The sequence below is a fragment of the Nocardia sp. NPDC055165 genome, assembly GCF_053606985.1.
Map to the genome: position 1 here is coordinate 125998 of NZ_JBSGSS010000015.1, position 25299 is coordinate 151296.

Here is a 25299-nt window from a genome sequence, read left to right on the forward strand (position 1 = left end):
TAGCGGAAAAAGTTTCTTTTTATTAACTGAGGGCCTACTGTCGGCACTGCATGGACAGGCGCCCATGTGATGTAACTGACAAAGCCGTTGGAGGAACGATCAACAGCTAGGCACCCGCGACGGACCCAGCGTCCGTTGCCTCGGCGACCCCTCGGTCGTCGATCTCGTCCACATGATCTGTCGGGGATCTTGCGCGAGTGTGGCGGTACGCCCACCGCGTTCATATCGAATCTTTCGCTGCGCGAGGTGTATTCGTGCTGCCCGAAAACATTCGATCTGCTGTTCTTTCGCGATACGAGGAGGCTCTGGTGCACGGTACGGAGTTGGGTGGGTTCAGTGCGCGACCACAGGAAGCGCGGGTCGTCGGTCTGCCGTTTCCGCTGACCCCGGCCCAGCTGGGTGTCTGGTACGCACAGCTGCTCGACCCCGATGTCCCGATCACCATCGCCCAGTACGTCGATATCGACGGCGAGCTCGATGCCGCTGTGCTGCAGCAGGTTACGGCCGAGGCCGCGCACGCCTACGGTTCACCGCTGGTGCGCATCGGCGAGTTCGACGGTGTCCCGCACCAGTACGTCGACCACACCATCGCGGTCGAGCAGGAGCTGCCGCTGATCGATCTACGCCACCACGACGACCCCGTGGCCGCCGCGCAGGAATGGATGCGCGCGGAATTCGGCGCCCCCATCGACCTGCTCACCGACCGGCTGGTGGCGGGCGCGGTGCTGCGCGTCGGCGAGACCCGCTGGTTCTGGTACCTGCGCGGCCACCACATCGTGCTCGACGGGTACGGCGCGTTCACCAACTCCCAGCGCATCGCCGAGCTGTACACCGCGCGGATGCTCGACACCCCGGCGCGCGAGGTGGTGCCGGGTGAGCTGTCGGCGCTGGTCGAGGGCGAACAGCGCTACCGCGAGAGCACCCGTTTCGTCGGCGATCGTGAGCACTGGGCTCAGCGGATCGCGGGCCTGGACAGCCCCACCGCGCTCGACGGCCGCACCGCGCCGCGTTCGGCGATCAACCTGGTGACCGGCGGGCGCCTGTCGGAAAAGCTGGTCGACCGCCTGGAAACCATTGCCGCCAGCGATGATTCGACCATCTCCGCAGTACTGCTGGCCGCCTTCGCCGCCTACCTGGGCCGCCTCACCGACCGGCCGGACGCGGTACTGAGCCTGCCCGTCACCGCTCGCACCACCGCGGTCATGCGCCGCTCGGCGGGGATGCTGTCCAACATCGTGCCGCTGCGACTGCCCACGGGTGCGGCGGGCTCACCCGCCACCTGGGGTGAACTGCTGCGCGCGGCCCGGGTCGAGGTGGCGGGTGCGCTGCGTCATCAGCGCTACCGGGCCGAGGACATCCGCCGCGACGCCGAGGACGACGGCCGCCCCGCCCGGCGCGCGCTGTTCGGCCCACTCGCCAACTTCATGCTCTTCCGCAGTGACCTCACCCTCGGCACCACCACCGGCCGCTACCGGGTGCTGTCCACCGGCCCGATCGAAGACTTGAGTCTCAACGTCTACTACGGCGACCGCGACCGGGTGCACGTCGATTTCGAGGCCAACCCGCATCTCTACGACGCCGACACCCTGGCCAGACACCACGCCCGCTTCCTCGGCTTCCTCGAGCGGCTGGCCGCTACCGACCTCGACACCGCGCTCGGCGCGATCGAGGTCGCGACCGAGCTGGAGCTGGAGGTCAGCACCCGGATCTGGAACTCCACCCGATTCGACATCGACGCCGCGCTGGCCGAGCGTTCGGTGCCGGTCGCGACGCTGCCCGCCGTGTTCGAGGCCCAGGTCGCGCGCACCCCCGATGATGTGGCCGTGCGGATGGCGACGTCCTCGCGCACCGACGCTGTTCGGGACAACGCCGTCGTGTCTTCGGCGGACGCGACCCTCACCTATCGCGAGCTGGCGCAGCGGGCCAACCGGCTGGCCCGGCGGCTGCGTGCGGACGGCATCGGGCCGGAGTCGCTGGTGGCGCTGAGTATTCGGCGCTCGCCCGAACTGGTGGTGGCGATGTACGCGGTGCTCGCCGCCGGCGCGGCCTACGTGCCGATCGACCCGGATCATCCGGCTGAGCGCATCGCCCACATCCTCGCCACCGCCGCACCGGCGGCCGTGCTCACGACCACCCGCGATGGTGCACCTGTCGACGGACAGCCGGTGCTGGCCGTCGACGCCCTCGATCTGAGCGACTACGACGACGCCCCGCTGACCGATGCCGACCGCACCGCGCCGCTGCGCCCCGGCCATCCCGCCTACGTCATCTTCACCTCCGGCTCCACCGGTCTGCCCAAGGGCGTCGCGGTCGAGCACGCCGCGATCGTGAACCGCCTCGTCTGGATGCAGCACACCTACCGCCTGCACGGGGTCGACGTGGTGTTGCAGAAGACGCCGATGACCTTCGACGTCTCGGTGTGGGAGTTCTTCTGGCCCTTGCAGATCGGTGCGACGCTGCTGCTCGCCGAGCCGGACGGCCACCGTGACCCCGGCTATCTGCGCCGCGTGATCAGCGAATACGGCGTCACTGTCGCACATTTCGTGCCCTCGATGCTCGAAGTGTTCCTGGCCCAACAGGAAATCGCCGAGCGCACCTCGCTGCGGCTGGTCTTCGCCTCCGGCGAGGCATTGCCCGCCGCGCCTGCCCAGCGGCTGCGGCTGCTGACGGGCGCTCGCCTGCACAATCTCTACGGCCCGACCGAGGCCGCCGTCGACGTCACCTTCCACGAGGTGAACGACAGCGACCGGGTCACGGTGCCGATCGGCGCGCCGGTGTTCAACACCCGGCTCCATGTTCTCGACTCACGGCTGCGGCCCGTTCCGGTCGGGGCTCCGGGTGAGCTGTATCTGTCGGGGGTACAGCTCGCCCGGGGTTATGTCGGACGTCCCGAGCTCACCGCCGGACGTTTCGTCGCCGCGCCCGCGGTGGTCGCCGCCGACTCCGGGCGTGTGCTGCCCGACGGTGGTTCCGGCAGCACTGCCACCCATCCACTGCCGGGTGAGCGGATGTACCGCACCGGTGACCTGGTCCGCTGGACCACCAACGGCGAGCTGGAATACCTGGGGCGCACCGACTTCCAGGTGAAGCTGCGCGGGCTGCGCATCGAGCTCGGCGAGATCGAGTCCGTGTTGGAAAGCGTGGACGCCGCGGCGCGCGCCGTAGTGCTGGTCCGGGACGACGCGGGCGTCGGCGAGCAGTTGGTCGCCTATGTCGTGGAAGCCGAGCCGGGCTCGGTGTCGATCGACGATCTGCGCGAGACCGCACTGCGCGCGCTGCCCGCCTACATGGTGCCCGCGGCGTTCGTGCTGCTCGAGGCCCTTCCGGTGAACGCGTCGGGCAAGCTGGACCGCAAGGCCCTGCCCGCTCCCACCCGCGCGGTTGTCACCTACGCCGAACCGGTCGGCCCGGTGGAGCAGACGGTGGCCAGGGTGTTCGGCGAGGTCCTCGGCCTCGACCGCATCGGCCGCGACGACGACTTCTTCGCCCTGGGTGGCAACAGCCTGGTCGCCACCCAGGTCGCGGCCCGCCTCGGCGCCGACCTCGGCTGCCGCCTCGGCGTACGCGATCTGTTCGGCGCGACCACCGTGGCCCGCCTCGCCGCCGCCATCGCCGATCGCGACGACACCGGCGTCTCTGCCCAGCTCCCGGTGCTCACCGCGGGCCCCCGCCCGGCGCTGATCCCGCTGTCGCCCGCACAGCAACGGATCTGGTTCCTCAACCGCTTCGATCCCTCGGCGCCCGGCTACAACATGCCGTTCGTCATCCGCCTGCGCGGCACCGCCGATCTCCCGGCCCTGGTCGCGGCCCTGCACGCGGTGGTCGACCGCCACGAGGCGCTGCGGACCGTGTTCCCCGCGGTCGGCACTCCCGGTGGTGAGGTGGCCGAGCAGGTCGTCCGCGATGCCGGGCTGGTCCGTCTCGGCGACCCCGTCGAAGTGCAGGCCGCCGACCTCGACGCGGAGCTCACCCGCTTCGCGCGTACCGGGTTCGACCTCGAACGTGAAGCACCGGTGCGTGCGGGCATCTTCGTTGTTCCGGCCCCCGACACAACTGTGGACAACTCGGCACCACGGACACCGAGCGTCGCGGCGCAGGAGTGTGTCCTCGCTGTCGTGCTGCATCATATTGCGGCAGACGGTGTTTCGCTGCAGGTGCTCGTCCGCGATGTGCTCACCGCGTACCGCGCCGCCACCGACGGCGTCGCCCCCGGCTGGTCGCCGCTGAGTGTGCAGTACGCCGACTACGCCCTCTGGCAGCGCGAGCTCCTCGGTGCCGAAACCGACCCGCAGTCGCTGGCCTCCCGCGAAATCGCTTTCTGGGAGCGGACTCTGGCTGGTCTGCCCGACCAGCTCGAGCTGCCCTCGCGCCGCCGGCGGCCGATCGAGCCGAGCATGCGCGGCGCCCGCACCGCCTTCACCATCGACGCCGATCTGCACCGTCAGCTCGCCGGGCTGGCCCAGCGGGCAGGCGCCTCGCTGTTCATGGTTGTGCACACCGCGTTGTCGGTGCTCCTCGCCCGTCTGTCCGGCACCACCGACATCGCCATCGGCACCGGCGTCGCGGGCCGCGGCGACCGGGCCATCGACGACCTGATCGGCATGTTCGTCAACACCCTGGTGTTGCGCACCGAGGTCGACCCCGCCGCGAGCTTCGTCGCCGCGCTCGAGCACACCCGCGAAACCGACCTGGCCGCCTTCGCGCATGCCACCGTTCCCTTCGATCGCCTGGTCGACGTGGTCAACCCGGCCCGCTCGCAGTCCCGGCACCCGCTGTTCCAGGTGGCGCTGAACTTCCAGGCCGTCCTCGACACCACCTTCGACCTGGCGGGCTCGCCGGTGACGGTGCGCGAGATCGAGCTCGACATCACCAAGTTCGACCTACAGCTCACCCTCGCCGAACGACGCGGTGCCGCAGGCGAACCCGCAGGCATCGACGCCGTCACCCTGTACGCCGCCGACCTGTTCGACGCGTCCGAGATGCACACCTTCGGTGTGCGTTTCGTGCGGCTACTCGCTGCGGCCGTCGCCGCGCCGGACACCGCGGTCGGCGACCTACCGCTGCTGTCGGCGCCCGAACACTCCCAGCTCACCGGCATGCGCGGCGCACCGGTCACCGCCACCGGTCTGCTACCCGACCTCCTGGCCGGCGCGGTCGCCGCCGACCCGGATCGCGATGCCGTCACCGACAGCGACCGCACCCTCACCTACCGCGAACTCGACCGGGCGTCGTCACGCCTGGCCAGGGTCCTCATCGACAGCGGCGCCGGCCCCGACGACGTGATCGCCGTCGGCATCCCCCGCTCCATCGAGTCGGTTCTCGCGGTGTGGGCGATCGCCAAGTCCGGTGCCGCCTGGTTGCCCGTCGACCCGAGCTACCCGCTCGATCGGATCACCCATATGGTGACCGATTCCGGGGCCCGACTAGGTCTTACAGTGTCCGAGTCGCTGTCCGCGCTGCCCGGCCCGCTCGATTGGCTGGTCCTCGACGAGCTGAAGCTGATGGCCGAATGCGCCGGGCGTTCCAGCGATCCCGTCACCGACTTCGACCGCGTGCGACCCCTGCGCGCCCAGCACCTCGTCTATGTCATCTACACCTCCGGCTCGACCGGCCTGCCCAAGGGCGTGCTCGTCACCCAGGCGGGTATCGCCGGTTTCGCCGCCGAGGAAACCGCGCGCATGTTCGGCACCGCCGACGCCCGCGTCCTCCAGGTCGGCTCCCCGTCCTTCGACATCTCGGTGATGGAACTACTGCTCGCGGTGAATTCCGCCGCGACGCTGGTGATCGCCCCGCTCGGGCGTCACGTGGGAGCTGAACTGGCCCAACTGCTTTCGGAACAGCGCGTCACGCACGCCCTGATGACCCCGTCCGGTCTGTCCGTGCTCGACCCCACCCCGCTCGACGCCCTTCGCATGGTGATGGTCGGCGGCGAAGCCTGCCCGCCCGACCTGATCGCCCGCTGGACCGCCGGACCCGTTCCCCGCGCGTTCGTGAACGCCTACGGCCCCTCCGAGACCACGGTCGCCACCAACATCAGCGCCCCGCTCACCGCCGATTCCCCGCTGACCCTCGGCACGCCGCTGCGCGGCATCACCCAGTGGGTCCTCGACTCCCGGCTGCGGCCGGTCCCTGTCGGCGTCGCGGGCGAGCTGTACGTCGCGGGTGCCCAGCTCGCGCGCGGCTATCGCTCCCGCGCCGCACTCACCGCGACCCGCTTCGTCGCCTGCCCGTGGGCGTCGTCGGAGCGCATGTACCGCACCGGAGACCTGGTCCGCTGGACTCCGGAGGGCACCCTCGACTACCTGGGCCGCAACGACGACCAGGTCAAACTCCGGGGTTTCCGCATCGAACTCGGCGAAGTCGAATCCGCCCTGCTCGCCCAGCCCTCGGTTCGCCAGGCCGCGGTGCTGGTGCGCGCCGACCCGCACCGAGGCGATCAGCTCATCGCTTATGTCGTGCCCGCTGTCGAGACCGACGAGCTGATCGATGCGCTCGCCGCCGCCCTGCGCGGCACCCTCGCCGCGCATATGGTGCCGTCCGCGTTCGTGGTGATCGATGCCCTGCCGCTCACCCCCAACGGCAAGCTCGACCGCAAGGCCCTGCCGGAGCCGGTGTTCGCCGCGCGTTCGTTCCGCGCGCCCGCCGCAGGCACCGAGTCCGTGGTGGCCCAGGTCTTCGCCGAGGTGCTCGGTGCCGCGCCGATCGGCGCCGACGACGACTTCTTCGCCCTCGGCGGCAACTCGCTCGTCGCCACCCAGGTGGTGTCGCGTCTGGGCACCGCGCTCGGCCGCACGGTCTCGCTGAAGTCGCTGTTCGAGGCGCCGACCGTCACCGCGCTCGCCGCCCTGCTCGGCACCGCGGACGCGGTCGCGCCGAGGCCCGCGCTGGTGGCAGGCGAACGGCCGCACCGGATTCCGCTGTCCTACGCGCAGCAGCGCATGTGGTTCCTGAACCAGTTCGACGCCGAATCGGTCGCCGACAATATCGCCGCCGCCATCCGCCTCACCGGCGTCATCGACTACGCCGCGATGAACGCGGCCGTCGCCGCGGTCTTCGCCAGACACGAGGCGCTGCGGACCCGCTACCCCGCCGTCGACGGCATCCCGTTCCAGCAGGTGCTCGACGCCGACCAGCTGACGATCACCCTCGAACCGCGCGCGATCGCCCCGGTCGACCTCGGCAACCGGATCCGCGCGCTGGCCGCCGTCCCGTTCGCGGTGGACTCCGAACCCCCGGTCCGCCTGCACCTGCTGCACACCGGCACCGACGAGCACGTCCTCGTCCTTGTGCTGCACCACATCGCCGCCGACGGCTGGTCGGTTGCGCCGCTGACCCGCGATGTGATGGTCGCCTATGCTGCCCACCTGGCCGCCGCAGCACCCCAGTGGACGCCGCTGCCGGTGCAGTACGCCGACTTCGCCCTCTGGCAGCGCGATGCGCTCGGCGCCGAGGACGACGCCGAATCCGCACTGTCACGCCAGCTCACGTTCTGGACGACGGAACTGGCCGACCTGCCCGACCTGCTCTCGCTGCCGAGTGATCGACCGCGCCCGGCCGTGGCCTCGGGTCGCGGTGCGCGCCAAGCGTTCACGGTGCCCGCCGAGATCATCGACCGACTGCGCGGCATCGGTGCGCGAGCCAATGCCTCGCTGTTCATGGTGCTGCACACCGCCTTCGCCACCACCCTCGCCGAACTGTCGGGTCAGCAGGACATCTCGATCGGCACCCCGGTCGCCGGTCGCGGTGACCAGGCGCTCGACGACCTGGTCGGAATGTTCGTCAACACGCTCGTGCTGCGCACCCGGATCCGCCCCGACGCCACCTTCGCCGAACTGCTCGGCACCGTCCGCGACAGCGACCTGCGCGCCCTGGCCAACGCCGATGTCACCTTCGACCGGCTCGTGGAGGTGCTCAACCCCGAGCGATCGACCGCCCGGCACCCGCTGTTCCAGGTGATGCTCGACTTCCAGAACAACTCCCGAACCGAACTCGAACTCGCGGGCCTGACCGCCACGGAGCTCGAGATCGATACCCACACAGCCAAATTCGACCTGCACCTCACGCTGCGCGAGACCACCGACGGCCTGCTCGCCCGCTTCGAGTACGCGACCGACCTCTTCGACGCGCAGACCATCACAGACTTCGGCACCCGCTTCCTGCGGACGCTGGATACGGTGACCGCCGATCCCGACGTCGTGATCGGCGACATCGACCTCCTCGCCGCCGACGAGCGTATTCGCGTGCTCGGCGCCTGGAACGCCACCGAGTACCCGGTCGACGAACGCATGACGCTGGCCTCGCTGTTCGCGGCGCAGGCCGAGCGCACCCCGAACGCGACAGCGGTGACCCTCGAGGGCGAGTCGCTGAGCTATTCCGGGTTCGCGGACGCGGTGAATCGCCTGGCCCGCCTGCTGATCTCGATCGGCGTGCGCCCCGACCGCACCGTGGCAATCGGCATGCGCCGTTCGATCGACTCGGTCGTCGCCATGTACGCCGTCATCGCCGCCGGTGGCGCCTACGTGCCCCTCGATCCGGATCACCCCGCCGAGCGCATCGCCCAGGTGATCGCCGCCGCCGACCCGGTCTGCGTACTGACCCGCCGCAGCGACGACCTCGACCTCACCGGGGTGGAGGCGGCGGGAGAGCACCGCGCGGTCCTCGATTTCGAGCAGGTCGACACCACCGACTACTCGGCCGAGCCGATCACCGACGCCGACCGCCTGGCCACGCTCACCCGGGACAACGCCGCCTATCTGATCTTCACCTCCGGCTCCACCGGCACGCCCAAGGGCGTCGTCGTCTCCCATGCCGCGATCGTCAACCGTCTGGTGTGGATGCAGGACGCCTACCGGCTCACCCCCGACGACGCCGTGCTGCAGAAGACCCCGGCCACCTTCGACGTGTCGGTCTGGGAGTTCTTCTGGCCCTTGCAGATCGGCGCCCGGCTCGTGCTCGCCCGCCCGGACGGTCACCGCGACCCCGCCTATCTGATCCGGCTGATCACCGACGAGCGGATCACCGTCGCCCACTTCGTCCCGTCGATGCTGTCGGTCTTCGTCGCGGTGCTCGACAGTGCGCACGCCGACGAGGCGACCACGCGGACCGCCGGGGACTGCGCATCGCTGCGTCTGGTGTTCGCCTCCGGCGAGGCGCTGGCGCCCGCGCCCGCCCAGCTGCTGCGCGGGCTCACGGGGACGGCTGTGCACAACCTGTACGGCCCCACCGAGGCGGCGGTGGACGTGACCTTCCATGAGGTGATCGACGCCGATACCGTCACCGTGCCGATCGGTGCGCCGGTGCACAACACCCAGGTCTACGTCCTCGACGGCCGCCTGCGCCCGGTCCCCGTCGGCGTGCCCGGCGAGCTGTACCTGGCGGGCGCCCAGCTCGCTCGCGGCTACGCGGGCCGCGCCGACCTCACCGCCGACCGCTTCGTCGCCAACCCGTTCACCACCGCCGAGCGCATGTATCGCACCGGTGACCTCGTCACCTGGACGTCGGCCGGCGAGCTGGAGTACTTGGGCCGCACCGACTTCCAGGTGAAGCTGCGTGGTCTGCGCATCGAACTCGGCGAGATCGAAGCCGTGCTCTCCGGGGTTCCCGAGATCACCCAGGCCGCGGTGATCGTGCGCGACGAGACTCTGGTCGCGTATCTCGTCGCCGCACAGCATGTCGACGTGGATGCGGTGAAGTCCACGCTCAGCCGCACCCTGCCCGCCTACATGATCCCCGCGGCCTTCGTCGTTCTCGACGAGTTCCCGCTCAACTCGTCGGGCAAGCTCGATCGAAAGGCGCTGCCCGCACCGAGTTTCGAGGCGGCTGTCTTCCGCGCGCCGTCCACCGAGGTCGCGCGCATCGTCGCGGCCACCTTCGCCACGGTGCTCGGCTTCCCCGCCGACCGCGAAGTCGGTCTAGACGACGACTTCTTCGCCCTCGGCGGCAACTCCCTCAACGCCACCCAGGTCGCGGCCCGCCTCGGCGCCGCCCTCGACACCCAGATCCCGGTCCGGCTGCTGTTCGACGCACCGACGGTGGCCGATCTGGCCGACCGGTGCACTGCCCTGCGCGGCACCGGCGGGCGGCTCGAACTCACCACTCGGGAACGGCCCCGGCGGATTCCGCTGTCCGCGGCGCAGCGCCGGATGTGGTTCCTCAACCGCTACCTCGCCGACGTCGACGGCATCGGCGACGCTGTCGACAACATCCCCGTCGCGCTGCGGCTCACCGGCGACCTCGACCTCGCCGCCCTCGAAGCGGCCCTCGCCGATGTGGTCGCCCGGCACGAAACCTTGCGAACCAGCTACCCGGAGGGGCCGGAGGGCGCCGAACAGGTGATCTCGGACGCCACCGCAATCACTCTGCGGCCCGCGGCGATCACCGAGACGGAGCTGCCCGAACGCCTGCTGTCGTGCGCTGCGGTCCGATTCGACCTCACCGCCGAGATCCCGCTGCGCGCGGCCTTGTTCGCGCTGAACACCGACCACGTGCTGGTCCTGGTGGTCCACCACATCGCCGCCGACGGTTTCTCGCTCGGCCCGCTGGCCGCCGATCTGATGGCCGCCTACGCCGCCCGCCGCGCGGGCGCCACCCCCACCTGGACGCCGCTGCCCGTCCAGTACGCCGACTACGCCCTCTGGCAGCACGAAAACCTGGGCGACACAGCAGATCCCGCGTCGCTCGCGCACACCCAATTGGCGTTCTGGCGTCATGGCCTCGCCGGTCTCCCCGAGCAGCTCGACCTGCCCACCGACCGTCCCCGCCCGGCCGAGTCCACCTTCCGTGGCGCCGTCCACCGCTTCCAGATCGACTCCGATCTGCACAGTGAACTGCGCGAACTCGCGCGCAAGCACGAGGCCACCCTGTTCAGCACGGTGCACGCCGCGCTCGCGGTCCTGCTGGCCCGCCTGTCCGGGGGCAGCGACATCGCCATCGGCACACCGGTCGCGGGCCGCGGCGAGGCCGCCCTCGACGGGCTGATCGGCATGTTCGTCAACACCCTGGTACTGCGCACCCAGATCGACCCGCGCGCCGAATTCGAAACCACCCTCGACGCCGTCCGGGCCGGCGACCTCGACGCCCTCTCACACGCCGACGTCCCGTTCGAGCAGGTCGTCGATGCCATCGACCCGGCGCGAGCCCGCAACCGGCACCCGCTGTTCCAGGTGGCGCTGGCGCTACAGAACTTCACCGTCCCCGCGCTGGAAGCCGCGGACCTGCGCGTGGAACCCCTCGATTTCGACGCCGCCGTGGCGAAGTTCGACCTGCAGTTCACCCTCGGCGAATCCGACGACATCGACGGACGCGCGAACGGCATGTCCATCGAGATCGCCTACGCCACCGATCTGTTCGACGAGGGCAGCGTCGCGGTGCTGGCCCGGCGCTTCACTCAGGTGCTGGCCGCCGTCGTCGCCGACCCGACCGTCGTGGTGGGCGACATCCAGTTGCTCAGCGCCGAAGAACAGCAGCGCACCCTGCACGATTGGTCGTCCACCGGCGAATCGGTGGCCGCCGCCGACACCATGGTGGACCGGTTCGCCCGCGTCGCCGCCCTCGACCCCACCGCCATCGCCGTGAAAGCGGGCGAGCGCGCGCTGACCTACGGCGAGCTCGATGCCTGGTCCAACCGTCTCGCCCGCCGACTCGTCGCCGCGGGCGTCGGCCCGGAATCGCTGGTAGCGGTCACCCTGCCGCGGTCGGTGGAGCTGCCGGTCGCTCTGCTCGCCGTACTGAAGGCAGGCGGGGGCTACCTGCCGATCGACCCCAACTACCCCGCCGATCGCATCGAATACGTCCTCGACGATGCCCGCCCGCAGTGTGCGATCACCAACGACGACACCGGCCTGGCGCACGACTGGTTCGGTGGTCCGGTCATCGATCCCGGCGCGGACAACCTGTCCGACTTCGGCACCGACGCCCTGACCGACGCGGACCGGCGTAGCCCGCTGGCTCCCGCCAACGCCGCCTACGTCATCTACACCTCCGGCTCGACCGGCCGCCCCAAGGGCGTCGTCGTCCCGCACACGAATGTCATCGCGCTGCTGGACAACACCGCGCAGCGCTTCGGCTTCGGACCGTCCGACGTGTGGACGATGTTCCACTCCTACGCCTTCGACTTCTCGGTGTGGGAACTGTGGGGCGCCCTGCTCCACGGCGGCTCGATCGTTCTCGTCGACTACTTCACCTCCCGTTCGCCCGAACAGTTCCGCGAACTGCTCCGCACCGAACGCGTCACCGTTCTCAACCAGACGCCGTCCGCGTTCTACCAGCTCATCGCCGCCGACCTGGCCGCGCCCGCACCCACCGAATACGCCCTGCGCACAGTGATCTTCGGTGGCGAGGCGCTCGAACCGCAACGCCTCGCCGGCTGGTTCGCCCGCTACCCGGACTCGCCCCGCATGGTGAACATGTACGGCATCACCGAGACCACCGTCCACGCCTCCTACCGGGAGATCACCCCGCACACCGGCTCGGCCAGTGTGATCGGCGGCGCGCTCGCGGGACTCGCAGTGCGCGTGCTGGATTCGCGCCTGCGTCCCGTCCCGCTCGGCGTCCCCGGCGAAATCTACGTCTCCGGACCGCAATTGGCGCGCGGCTACCTGGGTCGACCCGACCTGACCGCGAGCCGCTTCGTCGCCGACCCCTACGGTCCTGCCGGATCCGTCGCCTACCGGTCCGGTGACCTCGCCCGCTGGACGGTCGTGGCCGACGACGCCACGGGGGCGCTCGCGTCGGCGCGCGCCACGCACGTCGACCTCGAATACCTCGGCCGCGCCGACCAGCAGGTCAACCTCCGTGGCTTCCGCGTCGAGCTCGGCGAGATCGAAGCGGCGCTGCTGCACAGCTCGATCGCGCCTCGCGAAGTCGCCGTGCTGGTGCGGACCGACCTCGTCGACGAGCCGCGCATCGTGGCCTACGTGGTCGGGGAGTCCGACCACCTCGACACCGCCGCCCTGCGCAAGGAGCTGGCGCGTACCCTGCCCGAGCACATGCTCCCGGCAGCCGTCGTGCCGGTCGCGCGCATTCCGCTCACGGTCAACGGCAAGCTCGATCGCGCGGCCCTGCCCGCCCCCGTCTTCGAGACCACCACCTACCGCAGGCCGACCACCGTCACCGAGCAGATCATCGCCGCCGTGTACACCGAGGTGCTCGGCCGTGCCGACGATCAGCCGATCGGCGCCGACGACGACTTCTTCGCCCTCGGCGGCAGCTCGTTGCTGGCAGCAAAGGCGGTGGCCCGTATCGGCGCCGCGCTCGACCGGCGCGTGGGTGTCCGGATGCTGTTCGAGGTGCCGAGCGTCGCCGAACTGGCCGCCGCGATCGACGCCCAGTCGAAGGTCGATCGCCCCGCGCTGGTCGGCCGGGCTCGCCCCGAGCTGCTCCCGCTGTCTCCGGCCCAGCAGCGGATGTGGTTCCTCAACCGCTTCGACCGCGCCTCGGTGGCCTACAACATCCCGTTCGCGCTGCGCCTGAGTGGGGCGCTCGACGTCACCGCGCTGCGCGTCGCGATGGCCGACGTGGTCGCCCGCCACGAATCGCTGCGGACCGTGTACCCGGAAGTCGACGGCACACCCGCGCAGTCGATCGTCGCTGCCGCCGAAGCGATGCCGACGCTGGCTCCACCGGTGAACACCGAAGCGGCCGTAGGCGACACGCTTACGCCGGTGGCGACCAGCGAGGCCGCGCTTCCGGCCGCGATTCGCGAACTGGCCGAGACCACCTTCGACGTCACCACCGAGATCCCGGTGCGCATGCGGCTGTTCCGGGTGGACGACACCGAATTCGTGCTGGCCGGCGTCCTGCACCACATCGCCGCCGACGGCTCCTCCATCGCCCCGTTCGTCGCCGACCTCATGCGGGCCTATACCGCCAGGCTCGCCGACACCGCCCCCGGCTGGGCGCCGCCCGCCGTGCAATTCGCCGACTACGCGCTGTGGCAGCGTGACCTGCTCGGCGACGAAGCCGACCCGGAATCCCTCGCCGCCCAGCAGGTCGGCTACTGGCAGACCCAGCTGGCCGGACTTCCCGACCAGCTGGCCCTGCCGACCGACCGTCCCCGCCCCGCCCGCCAGACCCTGCGCGGCGACAAGGTGAGTTTCACCGTCGACGCCGACCTGCACGCCGCGCTGTCCGCGCTCGGGCGCGACAACGGCGCCACCCTGTTCATGGTGGTGCACGCGGCGTTCGCGGCCCTGCTGGCCCGCATCTCCGGTACCGCCGACATCGCCGTCGGCACCCCGAACGCGGGCCGTGGCGAAGCCGAGCTCGACGAGGTCATCGGCATGTTCGTCAACACCCTGGTCTTGCGGACCCCGGTCGTGAGCGACGCCCCGTTCACCGAACTGCTCGCCACCGCGCGGGCCGCCGACATCGCCGCGTTCTCACACGCCGATGTGCCGTTCGAGCGGTTGGTCGAGGTGCTCAACCCCGCCCGCTCCACCGCGCGACACCCGCTGTTCCAGGTCGGCTACTCGTTCCAGAACCACGACCGCGCTCAGCTCGAACTTCCCGGCCTGTCCGTCTCCGCTGTCGAATTCGATGCCGGTGTCGCGCAGTTCGACCTGCATCTGTTCGCCCTGGACAACTACACCGCGGACGGCACCCCGGCGGGGATCGAGATGGCCCTCGGCTACGCCACCGAGCTGTTCGACGCCGAAACAGCCGAACGCTTCGCCGGTCAGCTGTGCCGGATCCTCGCATCCGTCAGCGGCGCGGCGGAGACCGCCATCGGTGACCTCGACATGCTCGGTGCCGACCGCGAGCTGCTGCTCGAAACATGGAACGACACCGCCCGTCCCGTCGAGTCCACCACCCTCGCCGAACTGGTTGCGCGCCAGAGCGACCTGACCCCCGACGCGCTCGCGCTGGTAGACGATGAAACCGGCGAGTCCCTGGATTACGCCACCTTCGACGCACAGGTCAACCAGGTCGCCAGGCTCCTGATCGCCGAGGGAGTCGGCCCGGAGCGCACCGTGGTACTGGCCATGCGCCGCGGCATCGACCTCGTCATCGCCATGCACGCCGTCGTCCGGGCGGGCGGCGTGTACGTGCCGATCGACCCCGACCACCCGGCCGACCGTATCGCCTACATCGTCACCACCGCGGCGCCCCTGTGCGTGCTCACCACCGCCGCCGACGGACTGCCGATCGCCGTGGACGTTCCGGTCTTCGAGCTGGACCACCGCGCGCTGCGCGAACTCTCGACGGAGCCGGTGACCGATGCCGAGCGCATCGCCCCGCTGCGCCCCGAGCATCCCGCGTACATCATCTTCACCTCCGGCTCCACCGGCGTGCCCAAGGGCGTCACCGTCCCACACGCCGCGATCGTCAACCAGCTCGGCTGGCTGCGCGAGCGCTTCACCATGACCACCGCCGACCGGGTGCTGCTGAAGACCCCCGCCACCTTCGACCTCTCGGTCTGGGAGTTCTGGTCACCCCTCACCTCCGGCGGTGCCCTGATCGTCACCCGCCCCGGCGACGAACGCGACCCGGACCGCTTGCGCGCCACCATGACCCGGCACGGCGTCACGGTCTTGCATGCCGTTCCCTCGCTCGTCGGCATGCTCCTGGCCACCGAAGCGACACCCGCGCTGCCTGTTTCGTTGCGCGCCGTCCTCGCGATCGGTGAAGCCCTGCCCGCGGCGACGGCCACCGCGTTCCGTGCCGTCGGCGCCACCGCAGTCCTGCACAACCTGTACGGCCCGACCGAGGCAGCCGTCTCGATCACCGAATATGAAGTGGCGCACGATCTGTCGCACGTCGTGCCGATCGGTACTCCCGTCTGGAACAGCGCGCTCTACGTTCTCGACGCCCGGTTGCATCCTGTCCCGATCGGTGTCGCGGGCGAGCTCTATCTGTCCGGTGATCAGCTCGCCCGCGGCTACCACGGGCGTCACGCCCTCACCGCCGACCGGTTCGTCGCGAATCCCTTCGCCGACACCGGCTCGCGGATGTATCGCACCGGCGACATCGTCCGTCGGCGCGCCGACGGCACGGTCGAATACCTCGAACGCGCCGACTTCCAGGTCAAGATCGGTGGCTTCCGCATCGAACTCGGCGAGGTCGAAACGGCCCTGCTGCGCTGCGCCGAAGTCCGGGCGGCAGTCGCGATCGCCACGACCGACGAGCGTGCGGGCGCCCGCCTGATCGCCTACGCGGCGGTCGCGGACCTGGCCCCGGGCGACGAGCCCGCCATCGCCGCCCGCCTGCGCGGAGAGCTCGCCGCCGACCTGCCCGCCTACATGGTTCCGGCGGCGCTGGTGGTGCTCGACGCGCTGCCCCTCAACGCCAACGGCAAAGTCGACCGGAAGGCGCTGCCCGAACCGCAGTTCGCCGAAGCGGCCTTCCGCGCTGCGGTCACCGCGGTCGAACAGCTTGTCGCCCAGACGTTCACCGAGGTGATCGGCTGCGCCGCCGCCGGACTCGACGACGACTTCTTCGCCCTCGGCGGCAACTCGCTGATGGCAACCCGCCTGGCTGCCCGCCTCGGCGCCGCGCTCGGTGTCCACGTCGCCGTGGCCGCGGTCTTCGACGCACCGACAGTCGGCGCGCTGGCCGCGCACCTCGCCACCGCCGATCGCACCATCGCCCGCCCCCCGCTGACCAAGCGCACCGGCGAAGGGCCTGCGGTCCTCTCGCCCGCGCAGCAGCGCATGTGGGTGCTGCACCAGCTCTCGCCACAGTCCTCGGCCTACCACATCCCGGCCGCCATCCGCCTGACCGGCGAGCTCGACCTACCCGCCCTGCAGGCGGCCGTCGCCGACCTGCTGGCCCGCCACGACACCCTGCGCACCCGCTACCCGGACACCACCGACGGCCCGATCCAGCAGGTGATGCCCGCCTGGTCCGCCGCCGTCGACCTCACCCCTCTCCCGGTGGCGCCCGCCGATGTCGAAACCCGGATCGCGGCGCTCGTCGCGCAGCCCTTCGACATCACCGCCGCGCCCCCGATCCGGGTCGCCCTCTACCGCCTCGGCGACAACGATCACGTCCTCGTCGTCGTGGTGCACCACATCAGCGCGGACGGATACTCGATCGACCCGCTCACCCGGGACCTGGTGCGCGCCTACGTGGATCGCGGCCAGGGGCGCGAACCGGGCTGGGGCCCACTGACGATCCAGTACGGCGATTTCAGTGCCTGGCAGCGCGACCTGCTCGGCTCCGAGTCCGACCCCGGCAGTGTGCTCACCCAGCAGCTCGCCTACTGGACCCGCGAGCTCGCCGGCGCACCCGAACTACTGGCGTTGCCGACAGACCGCCCGCGCGCGGCCCGTCGTGAAATGCGTGGTGCGACGATCGAATTCGACATCGATTCCGCACTCACCACCCGCCTCGACGACGTGGCCCGCGCCAACGGAACCACCCTGTTCACACTGATCCACAGCGCGCTGGCAGTGCTGCTGGCCAAGCAATCCGGCAGCGCGGACATCACCATCGGCGCACCGGTCTCCGGTCGTGGCGCCCGCGAACTCGACGACCTCGTCGGCATGTTCGTCAACACCGTCGCCCTGCGCACCGAAGTCGACGCCCGCGCACCGTTCACCGACCTGCTCACCCAGGCGAAGCGCCGCGATCTGGCCGCGCTGTCCCATGCCGATGTTCCGTTCGAACAGGTGGTCGACGCCGTGGGTCGCGCCCGTACCGGCGCCTACACCCCGCTGTTCCAGGTGATGCTGACCTTCCAGAACATGCCGCCCGGCGGTATCGAGCTCCCCGGCCTCCACGTCCAAACCTTGGACCCCGGGCTCACCGAGGCCAAATTCGACCTGCATCTCACCGCCCTGCAGCGCTATCGCGACGACGGCGCGCTGGACGGCCTCGACATCCACTTCGGCTACGCCACAGACCTGTTCGACGCGTCGACGGTCCAGACCATGGCCGAGCGATTCCGCAAGGTACTCACCACCGTCGCCGCCGACCCCACCGTGGCGGTGCGCGCGATCGACCTGCGCACCGATGCCGAAAAGACCCCGACCACCTACACCATCGCCGATCTTCCGGGCCTCGTCGGCTCGGCAGCTCGGCTCGCGCCGGCGACCGTGGCATTCACCCACGGCGAGCACGCCATCTCTTACGGAGCACTCGACGCCAAGCTCGCCGCGGTGAGCAGGGCGATGGGCGCGAAGATGAAACCTGAAGCGTTGGTGAACGTCGCGCTGGCCGGCCTCGTGCCCGGCGTGCTCGCCGCACTCGGCGCGGCCGGTCTCACTTCGACTCTGCAAACACTGGTGACCGATGCTGCCGCGGTAATCGCCGGGACAGCGTCGGTTGACGACTCGGAAGGACAACTCTGATGTCGCACACGGATTCGGTCACGACCGCTGCCACCCTCGCCGCGCTCCTGCGTGACCTGGACGGCGATCGACCACGTGACCCGGCGACCCTGCTCGCCGCCTTCTCCACCTACGCCGACCGCGAACCCGACATCCTCGCGGTGCGCGACGGCGAAATCGGTCTCACCTACGGCGAACTGGCCGAGCGAGTCGATGCGTTGGCCGCCGCGCTCCTCGAGCACGGTGTCGGCCCCGAAACCACTGTCGCGGTGTCGCTTCCGCGTTCGGTGGAATTGGTGGTCGCTGTGCACGCGGTGCTCGCCGCCGGCGGTGCGTTCGTGCTGCTCGACCCCACCGGCCCCGGTGACGTGCAGCGACGCACTGCCGCGCTGGCCGCGCCCGCCTTGATCCTCACCAGCGACGGAACACCGCACCCCGCCGGGTTCCCGGTCGTGCACACCGACGCCACGGTCGACGTCACCCCCGATGAGCTACCGGGGCCGGGCGCGGACAACCCCGCCTACCTGGTCGTCGATGTCGTTGCCGCGACCGCCGTCGTCGTCGGGCATCGCGCGGCGCAGGCCAATTCGAGCTGGCGCCAGCGCCTCTGCGGTATCGGTATCGGCGATTCGGTGCTCTGGCACGCACCGCTGGCCGGCCAGGCCGCGGTGGGGGAGATGCTGCTCGCGCTGCAAACCGGTGCCACTCTGGTGGTCTCGCCGTCGGCGGTGCTCGCCGACGCGATTGCCGAAACGGAGGTGACCGCAGCGTGTTTCGACCATGCCGAGCTCGCCGAGCTGGCAGCACTGCCCGATGCCGAGCAGCGTCTGGACTCGCTGCGCGTGGTGCTCGGCTCGGGTGGGCCACTGCTCGCGGAAACCGCCGCCGCCCTGCGCGCGGTGAGCGGTGCGACGCTGTGGCACGTCTACGGCAGGCCCGAGACGGCGGGCGAGTTCGTCGCGCACGAGGTGACCGGCGCCGACCTGGAGGTGGTCCCGTTCGGATCGGCCGCTGACGATGTCGAACTGCTGATCCTCGACGAGCACCTGTGCCCGGTAGCCGACGGCGAAATCGGTGAACTCTATGTCTCCGGTGTGCAATTGGCGCGCGGATACGTCGGCAGACAGGCCACCGCGGCGACCTTCCTCGCGAACCCCATCGGTCCGGTGGACGACCGCATGTTCGCCACCGGCGACCTCGTGCGCCGCAGGCCGCCGGGCGACGCCTGGACGGCCGAGATCGAATTCGTCGGCCGCATCGATGACGGGCCCTATGCCCGCGCGACCGGTCTCGCCGACGAACTACTGCTCGACGAGTTCGAAGCCCAAGCCGCCGCAACCCCTTTCGACCCGGCCGTCGTCCATGCGCCGACCGACGGCCCGACCTCGATCATCACCTACGGTGACCTCGACCGGCGCACCAATCAGCTGGCCCGGCATCTGACCGCGCTCGGCATCGGCCCGGAATCGGCTGTGCTCGTGGATGTCCCAGGTTGCATCGAGTTCGTGGTCGCGGCGTACGCGGTCCTCAAAGCCGGTGGGACCGTGGTACCGATCGACACCGCGAACCCCCGGCTCCCACCGATCGTCAACCCGGCACTGGCCCTGACCATCGCCGCGCGCGAGCACCTCGGCACCTACGACATCCCGACGGTGACGGTCGATCGGGCATCTCTGTCCACCTATTCGAGCGAACCCATCGCCCGCGGCGAACATCGCGCCCCGATCCTGCCGCAGCACCCCGCCTTCGTGCTGTTCCCCCCTGGCGCAACGCACAGCGTCACCATCAGCCATGCCGCCGCCGTGCACCGGGTCACCGCCATGCAGGCCCGCCACCACCTCACCACTCGCGATGTCTGTCTGCACCAATCCCATACCGGCGACGCCACCGCTTGGCACGGCTACCTGCTTCCCCTGCGAGTCGGCGCGACCGTCGTCCTCACCGAACCGCCCGACCCCACCCGGTTAGCCGCCCTCATCGCCGCCTACGGCGTCACCGTCACCGACTTCACCCCCCACTTCCCGCCCGCCCGCACCAGCCACAGCGACCGCCTGTTCCGCACGAGCGAGCTCGCCCACCACGAAATCGAAGGCACCCCGGCAGCATTAGCCCACCTCGGCACCCTCCTCGGAAAGGCCACCCCATGACCAACCCGTTCGACGACGACAACGCCCAGTTCTATGTCCTGGTCAACACCGAAGGCGAACACTCCCTCTGGCCCACCTTCGCCGCCGTCCCCGGCGGCTGGTCGGTAGCCTTCGGCGCCGCCCCCCGAACCTCCTGTCTCCACTACGTGGAATCCCACTGGCTCGACATGCGCCCCAACTCCCTCATCGCCGCCATGTCCAACAAACCCTGAGGGATCAGCCCGCCGCAGATGTCTCGGGTTGGCTGGGAACGGGTGTCGTCCGGATGTTGCGGACGCCAGCAACGATCTGGTCCACGTCTTCCTCGGCGAAGAGATAGTCCGGACAGATCGGCGCATGCGATTTGAACGGTGTCTCGTAGCATTCTCATGCTTGAAGGCGGAGCGATGAACTGAATGAGCTACTGTCCCTCCACGTCGGGCAATCTGTTCCGGACTTTCGCGGCGTGCGGTCGTTCGAACGGCCAACGGAGAGCGATGATGTCGACAATGTTGCCAATGGTCGGAATATCGGCCTCCAGTGTCGGTGGGCGTGGATGGTCCAGAAAAGCATCGATATCATTGAGGACCAAACTTGCATCGAACTCACTCATCGTTGCAGCGGCATTCTTCACCGCCTCTATCTGTGACCTATCTCCGGTTCGGTAGGCGGCGAGACGAACCTGCAGTCCGAGATCGGGGTCGTTCTCGAGCTTATTGACAAGGGCTTCCATATTATTGTCGGGGTCATTGATCGGGGTCTGACCCAAAGAGTGAATCGCGTACCTGCGAACCTCGTCCAGCTCGTCATCATCGTCCGCACACGTGAACAACGCCGCTGTCGAACTTCCCGGATAGCGTCCCAATGCTTCCGCCGCCGACGCCCGGACTATCCATGAATCGTCGGATCGAAGATGCGATGTCAGCGGTCCGACGGCAGGCGCGAACTGGATCATAGTGAGCGCTTCGGCCGCTTCGGTGCGAACGAGCTCGTCTGGATCTTCGAGCATCCCGACAAGTAATGGTCCAACGTCGTCGACGGAGGCTCCGCCAAGGAACCCTGCCGCGCGGACCGCCTCGCTTCGAACTGCAATATCCGAACTTCCGAACAGAGGGAGCACCAGATCAATCTTTGATTGATCATCTTCCTTGATCAGTTCGATCAGCGCGGCTACCTGCCTGCCGGAGCTGAGAGATTCGACAGGGTCACCCGAGTCGTCTTGCATGTTTCCTCGCCTTCGAGTTGTCCAGGCTTTCTCTGGACATGAGATCGCGCATTTCCTATTCGATACACCTATCGGCGACGCGTTGCTTCCCGCCCGTGGCCATTTCGGCGACGAAGGCGCCGACCAGGGCAATTGCTGTGAGCGATGCAATGTTGTCAAATGCTGACCGGACCCCCTAACGGATAGCTGCGTCCGCTGCCATCGTGATTCTGACGCCGAGTTGCAGGCTCTGGAAGAGTCTGACCGTAGCGGGGTGCGGGTATCTGTCGGATGGTCGAGCTAGCTTCGCGGCTATGGGACTTTCAGTGGGAACCGGGGGGCTGGCCTTTGCCGTGGCAGACGGCGGCGACCCGGAGTATCTCGATGCGTTGACCGAGCAACTGCGTGCGCTCAGCGAGCTACTGGTGCGGGAGGGGCTTGCTCCGCACGACGAGCCGAGGGTTGCGGGACCGGCGGTGGACCGCGCTCGGATAGGGAGCGTGCCCTACTCTTTCGTGCATTATCTGCGGCGCGCGTATGCCCGAGCGCGTGAGTATCCCGAGCAGCCGCTGACACCCGTCGCCGACGGAGACAGCGCTTCGGATGATCCAGCCATCAACCTGGTCGGATCCACCTTCGACTCCCACCTGATCTGCCATTCGGATTGCGAAGGGTTCTACGTTCCGGTCGATTTCGACGACGTGCTCTTCGTCGGTGAGGATGTCGACATCGCCGGTGGCATGGTCGGGTCGAGTACTTCGCTGATGCGCGAACTCGTCTATGTCGCACCGTATTTGGGTATCGAGCTGGTCGATGGTGTGCTCTCCGACGCCGAGATCGGCAGGATCCGGACGATGCTGGACAGCGATTCGTCGCACCCGTTCGACCGGGAGTTGATCACCTGGCTGCTGCTGTTCGAGGCCGCGAGGGTGTCGATCGAGAACGGCACAGTTGTCGAGTTCGGGTGATCGGACAGTCCGTGCCCGGCTCAGTCGACCAGGGTCATCGGCGGCGGCTCCCACTTTCCGTCGAGGGCGTTCTCGCGCGGTGCGTAGAGGCGGAGGGTGAGGGAGAAGTCGCCGGTGGCGGGGATGGGGAGCCAGTTGCCGGTGGGGACGGCGGGACGTGGGTCCTGGTGCTGGACGGCTAGTTCCACAGATCCGTCGGGGGCGGGGACAACGGCGGGGAAGTGACCTACCGAGTAGATCGTGTCGGGGTTGGGGACCAGGAAACCTTGTGTGTCGTAGGCGGTGATCGAGGCGAAGGCGTGGACAGGCGGCCATCGGCCCGGTTCGAAGCGGATGCGGTAGCGCAGTGGGTTGCCCCGGTCGTCGGTGGTGGGGGCATCGCGGTTCGCGTAGAGCACGTCACGAATGGGGGCAAGGGCGGGGGAGCGCTTGGTGGTGGCCGCGCGGCGGAGATAGTCGGTACCGAAGGTGCCGAGGTCGACGGGGATCTCCCAGCCGTTGACGGAGCGGGCGGTGGGGTCTGTCCAGTCGGCGATGCGGCGGTGGGCCTGGCGCACCGCCTCGTCGAGGATTTCGGCGGGCTGGTCGTCGAGGACCCCGCCGGGCTGGACACCGATCGTGGCCAGTTGCGTCATCAGTGGCGCGTCGGCGGCAGCGGGGGGATCGGTGAGCATCAGCCGGCACAGGCGGTTGAGATAGGTGCGGCCGTCCAACGCGGCGATCCGCTTCGTCGGTGGCTCCGGTCCACGGTCTATCGCGTGGACGCGGCTGACCGTCCCGGCGAGTTCACCGCGATCCCAGGCGCTGAGCGGGATCAGCTTCATCTTCTCCTGCCACTGGTTGACCGTCGGCGCGTCCCCGGTGCCGTTGATCTGGACTCGCGCGACGATCGTGCACATCGACGACGGCATGTGCAGCCGGGTCACGTTCGCGGGCAGCACACCGGACCACTGCGGCCCGGTGAGGACGTAGGTGAAGGGTGGACCGTCGGCGTCCACGGTGGTTCGCGGGGTCTTGCTGGTCAGGTCGTGCACGGTGTTCGCCCACCCGTCGACCAGCTGGAACAGCCAGAACCGGTCGGGCTCCATCCCCGGGATCTGGAGCACGATCGGCTCTTCGGTGATATCGAGCCACGCCTGCGAATACACCATGTCGTGGCTGAGCCTGGCCACCCCGCGATCATCGGGATCGGGCAGCACGCTGTGATCGAAGCCGTTGATCGGCCCGCTCGCCGCGCGCATCATGTCCAGCAGGATCATCGGATAGCCGTAGATGTAGGCGTCGATCGCCCGGGCGAGCAGATCCGGGCGACCGGTGGTGCGGATCGGCTCGGGAACCGATGCGTCACCGCATCCGGGCAACGCCGCCGCGGCGGTGGCCGCGGCGGCGAGCCCGAGCAACGATCGCCTGGTCAGCGCGCTCGCGCGAGAATCCATGCACGCTCCGTTCGAAGGCTTGATCGCCGAGCGTATGACGAGTCAGCAACGCACCGCCTCATACACAACGGGTGAATTGCCTCAACCGAGCAGCACCCGCCGCATCAGGAATCCGACCCTGGCCCGGCCGGCGATCGGGTCGTCGCCGAAGCGCTGACCGAGGTCGATGACCATCGCGAACGCCGCGTGCACCAGGAAACGCGCCTCGGCCGCGGAGAGCTCCGGCCGCATATCGCGCACCAGCCGCGCCCACTCCTGCACGCTCAACCGCTGGATATTGCGCAGGACGGCACGTTCCTCGGCGGGTACGTGCCCGAATTCGGCGTAGTAGACGACGGCCAGCGCTCGCTCGTCGAAGGTGTCGGCGACGAACTGCTCGACCAGCACGTCCAGCGCGGCCCCGCTGTCGGGCGTGCTCGCCACCGCGGGGCCGATCGCCCCCGACACCCGGTCGGCCGCGCGCCGAAACGCCGCGGCGAGGATGTCGCTCTTGCCGCGATAGAACCGGTACACCGCCGACGCCGCCGACAATCCCGCCGCCGAGGCGATGTCCTCCACGCTCACATTCGGATAGCCGCGTTTGTGGAACAGCTCCACCGCTTTGCGCAGCAGCAGTTCATGTTTGAACGAGTCGGGAATCTGGGCGCGGGCACCCTGCTCCGAAACGATTGCGGCAGGCGGCAACGCGGTGTCGGTGAGCGCCATACACGCCGAGCCGAGCAACTTGTTCAGCGTGCGAAGGGGCAGCGCGGCGTGATGATCGGCGATGCTGGTGACCACGCCGAGAATCGCCGTGGAGACCATACGCCGCTCGGCCGCGGTCAATTCGGGGCGCAGGATCGCCAGCTGTTCGTCGAGCGCGACCAGCACCGAACCCTGTTGCTCGTCGAGCACCACCCGATCCGCCGGCTCGAGGTAGCGGCCCTCCCATCGCACCAGCCGCACCGTCGCCCGATTCTCGACGGTCGCGCCGATCAGCCCGGTCAGCATGTGCCGCAACCGTTGCGCCGCGGGCAGGGTGTCTTCGGCCGACACCACGATCGACGCCGTGAACGCCTGCCCGACCCGAAGTAACTCCTCCCGGAACAACGCGTACTTACTGGGGTAGTGCCGATACAGCGCGGCCGAACTGATTCCCAGCCCGGACGCGATGTCCTCCATACTCACCCCGTGATATCCGGCTGCGCCGAACGCCACCGCCGACGACGCCGCGATCTGCGCCCGGCGATTCTTCGGCCGCCGCCGAACTTCAGTCCCAGCTACCCCACGCGCCCCACGAGACTCGCTGACATTCAT

General features: G+C 69.3%; 7 protein-coding genes. 4 read left to right on the forward strand and 3 right to left on the reverse strand.

Annotated elements, in window-relative coordinates:
* Positions 1-308: 308 nt before the first annotated feature.
* From ACWFRF_RS27290 to ACWFRF_RS27300, 3 genes are read left to right on the forward strand one after another with little or no spacing between them, the layout of a single operon-like run.
* On the forward strand, positions 309-18290 hold the full coding sequence (locus ACWFRF_RS27290; protein WP_452452915.1) for a non-ribosomal peptide synthase/polyketide synthase: 17982 nt from the start codon (positions 309-311) through the stop codon (positions 18288-18290).
* Positions 18290-20416, forward strand: coding sequence for an AMP-binding protein (locus ACWFRF_RS27295; protein ID WP_452452917.1), 2127 nt, complete (start codon positions 18290-18292; stop codon positions 20414-20416). Before ACWFRF_RS27290 ends, ACWFRF_RS27295 begins: the two co-directional genes overlap by 1 nt.
* Positions 20413-20628 carry an MbtH family protein gene (locus ACWFRF_RS27300; RefSeq protein ID WP_056814159.1) on the forward strand — a complete coding sequence of 72 codons (216 nt, stop codon included), beginning with the start codon at positions 20413-20415 and terminating at the stop codon, positions 20626-20628. The genes ACWFRF_RS27295 and ACWFRF_RS27300 overlap by 4 nt, the downstream gene beginning before the upstream one ends.
* 188 nt (positions 20629-20816) lie before the next feature.
* Here ACWFRF_RS27300 and ACWFRF_RS27305 read toward each other — a convergent pair whose 3' ends face one another.
* Positions 20817-21620, reverse strand: coding sequence for a HEAT repeat domain-containing protein (locus ACWFRF_RS27305; protein WP_452452919.1), 804 nt, complete (start codon positions 21618-21620; stop codon positions 20817-20819).
* A gap of 203 nt (positions 21621-21823) precedes the next feature.
* Between ACWFRF_RS27305 and ACWFRF_RS27310 the strand changes: the two genes are divergently transcribed.
* The gene (locus ACWFRF_RS27310) at positions 21824-22567 is read left to right on the forward strand and encodes a hypothetical protein (RefSeq protein WP_452452921.1); all 744 of its coding nucleotides are present in this window, start codon (positions 21824-21826) and stop codon (positions 22565-22567) included.
* A gap of 20 nt (positions 22568-22587) precedes the next feature.
* On the opposite strand, the gene ACWFRF_RS27315 is transcribed toward ACWFRF_RS27310, so the two are convergent.
* Together ACWFRF_RS27315 and ACWFRF_RS27320 are read right to left on the reverse strand one after the other, a co-directional pair.
* Positions 22588-24003, reverse strand: a complete 1416-nt coding sequence (locus ACWFRF_RS27315; protein WP_452452922.1) for a DUF1254 domain-containing protein — start codon at positions 24001-24003, stop codon at positions 22588-22590.
* Positions 24004-24084: 81 nt separating this feature from the next.
* On the reverse strand, positions 24085-25299 hold the full coding sequence (locus tag ACWFRF_RS27320; RefSeq protein ID WP_452452923.1) for a TetR/AcrR family transcriptional regulator: 1215 nt from the start codon (positions 25297-25299) through the stop codon (positions 24085-24087).

Coding starts and splice junctions, on each gene's coding strand:
- ACWFRF_RS27305 (WP_452452919.1), bottom strand. CDS start 21,620: ATGCAAGACGACTCGGGTGACCCTGTCGAATCTCTCAGCTCCGGCAGG.
- ACWFRF_RS27320 (WP_452452923.1), bottom strand. CDS start 25,299: ATGAATGTCAGCGAGTCTCGTGGGGCGCGTGGGGTAGCTGGGACTGAA.
- ACWFRF_RS27315 (WP_452452922.1), bottom strand. CDS start 24,003: ATGGATTCTCGCGCGAGCGCGCTGACCAGGCGATCGTTGCTCGGGCTC.
- ACWFRF_RS27300 (WP_056814159.1), top strand. CDS start 20,413: ATGACCAACCCGTTCGACGACGACAACGCCCAGTTCTATGTCCTGGTC.
- ACWFRF_RS27295 (WP_452452917.1), top strand. CDS start 18,290: ATGTCGCACACGGATTCGGTCACGACCGCTGCCACCCTCGCCGCGCTC.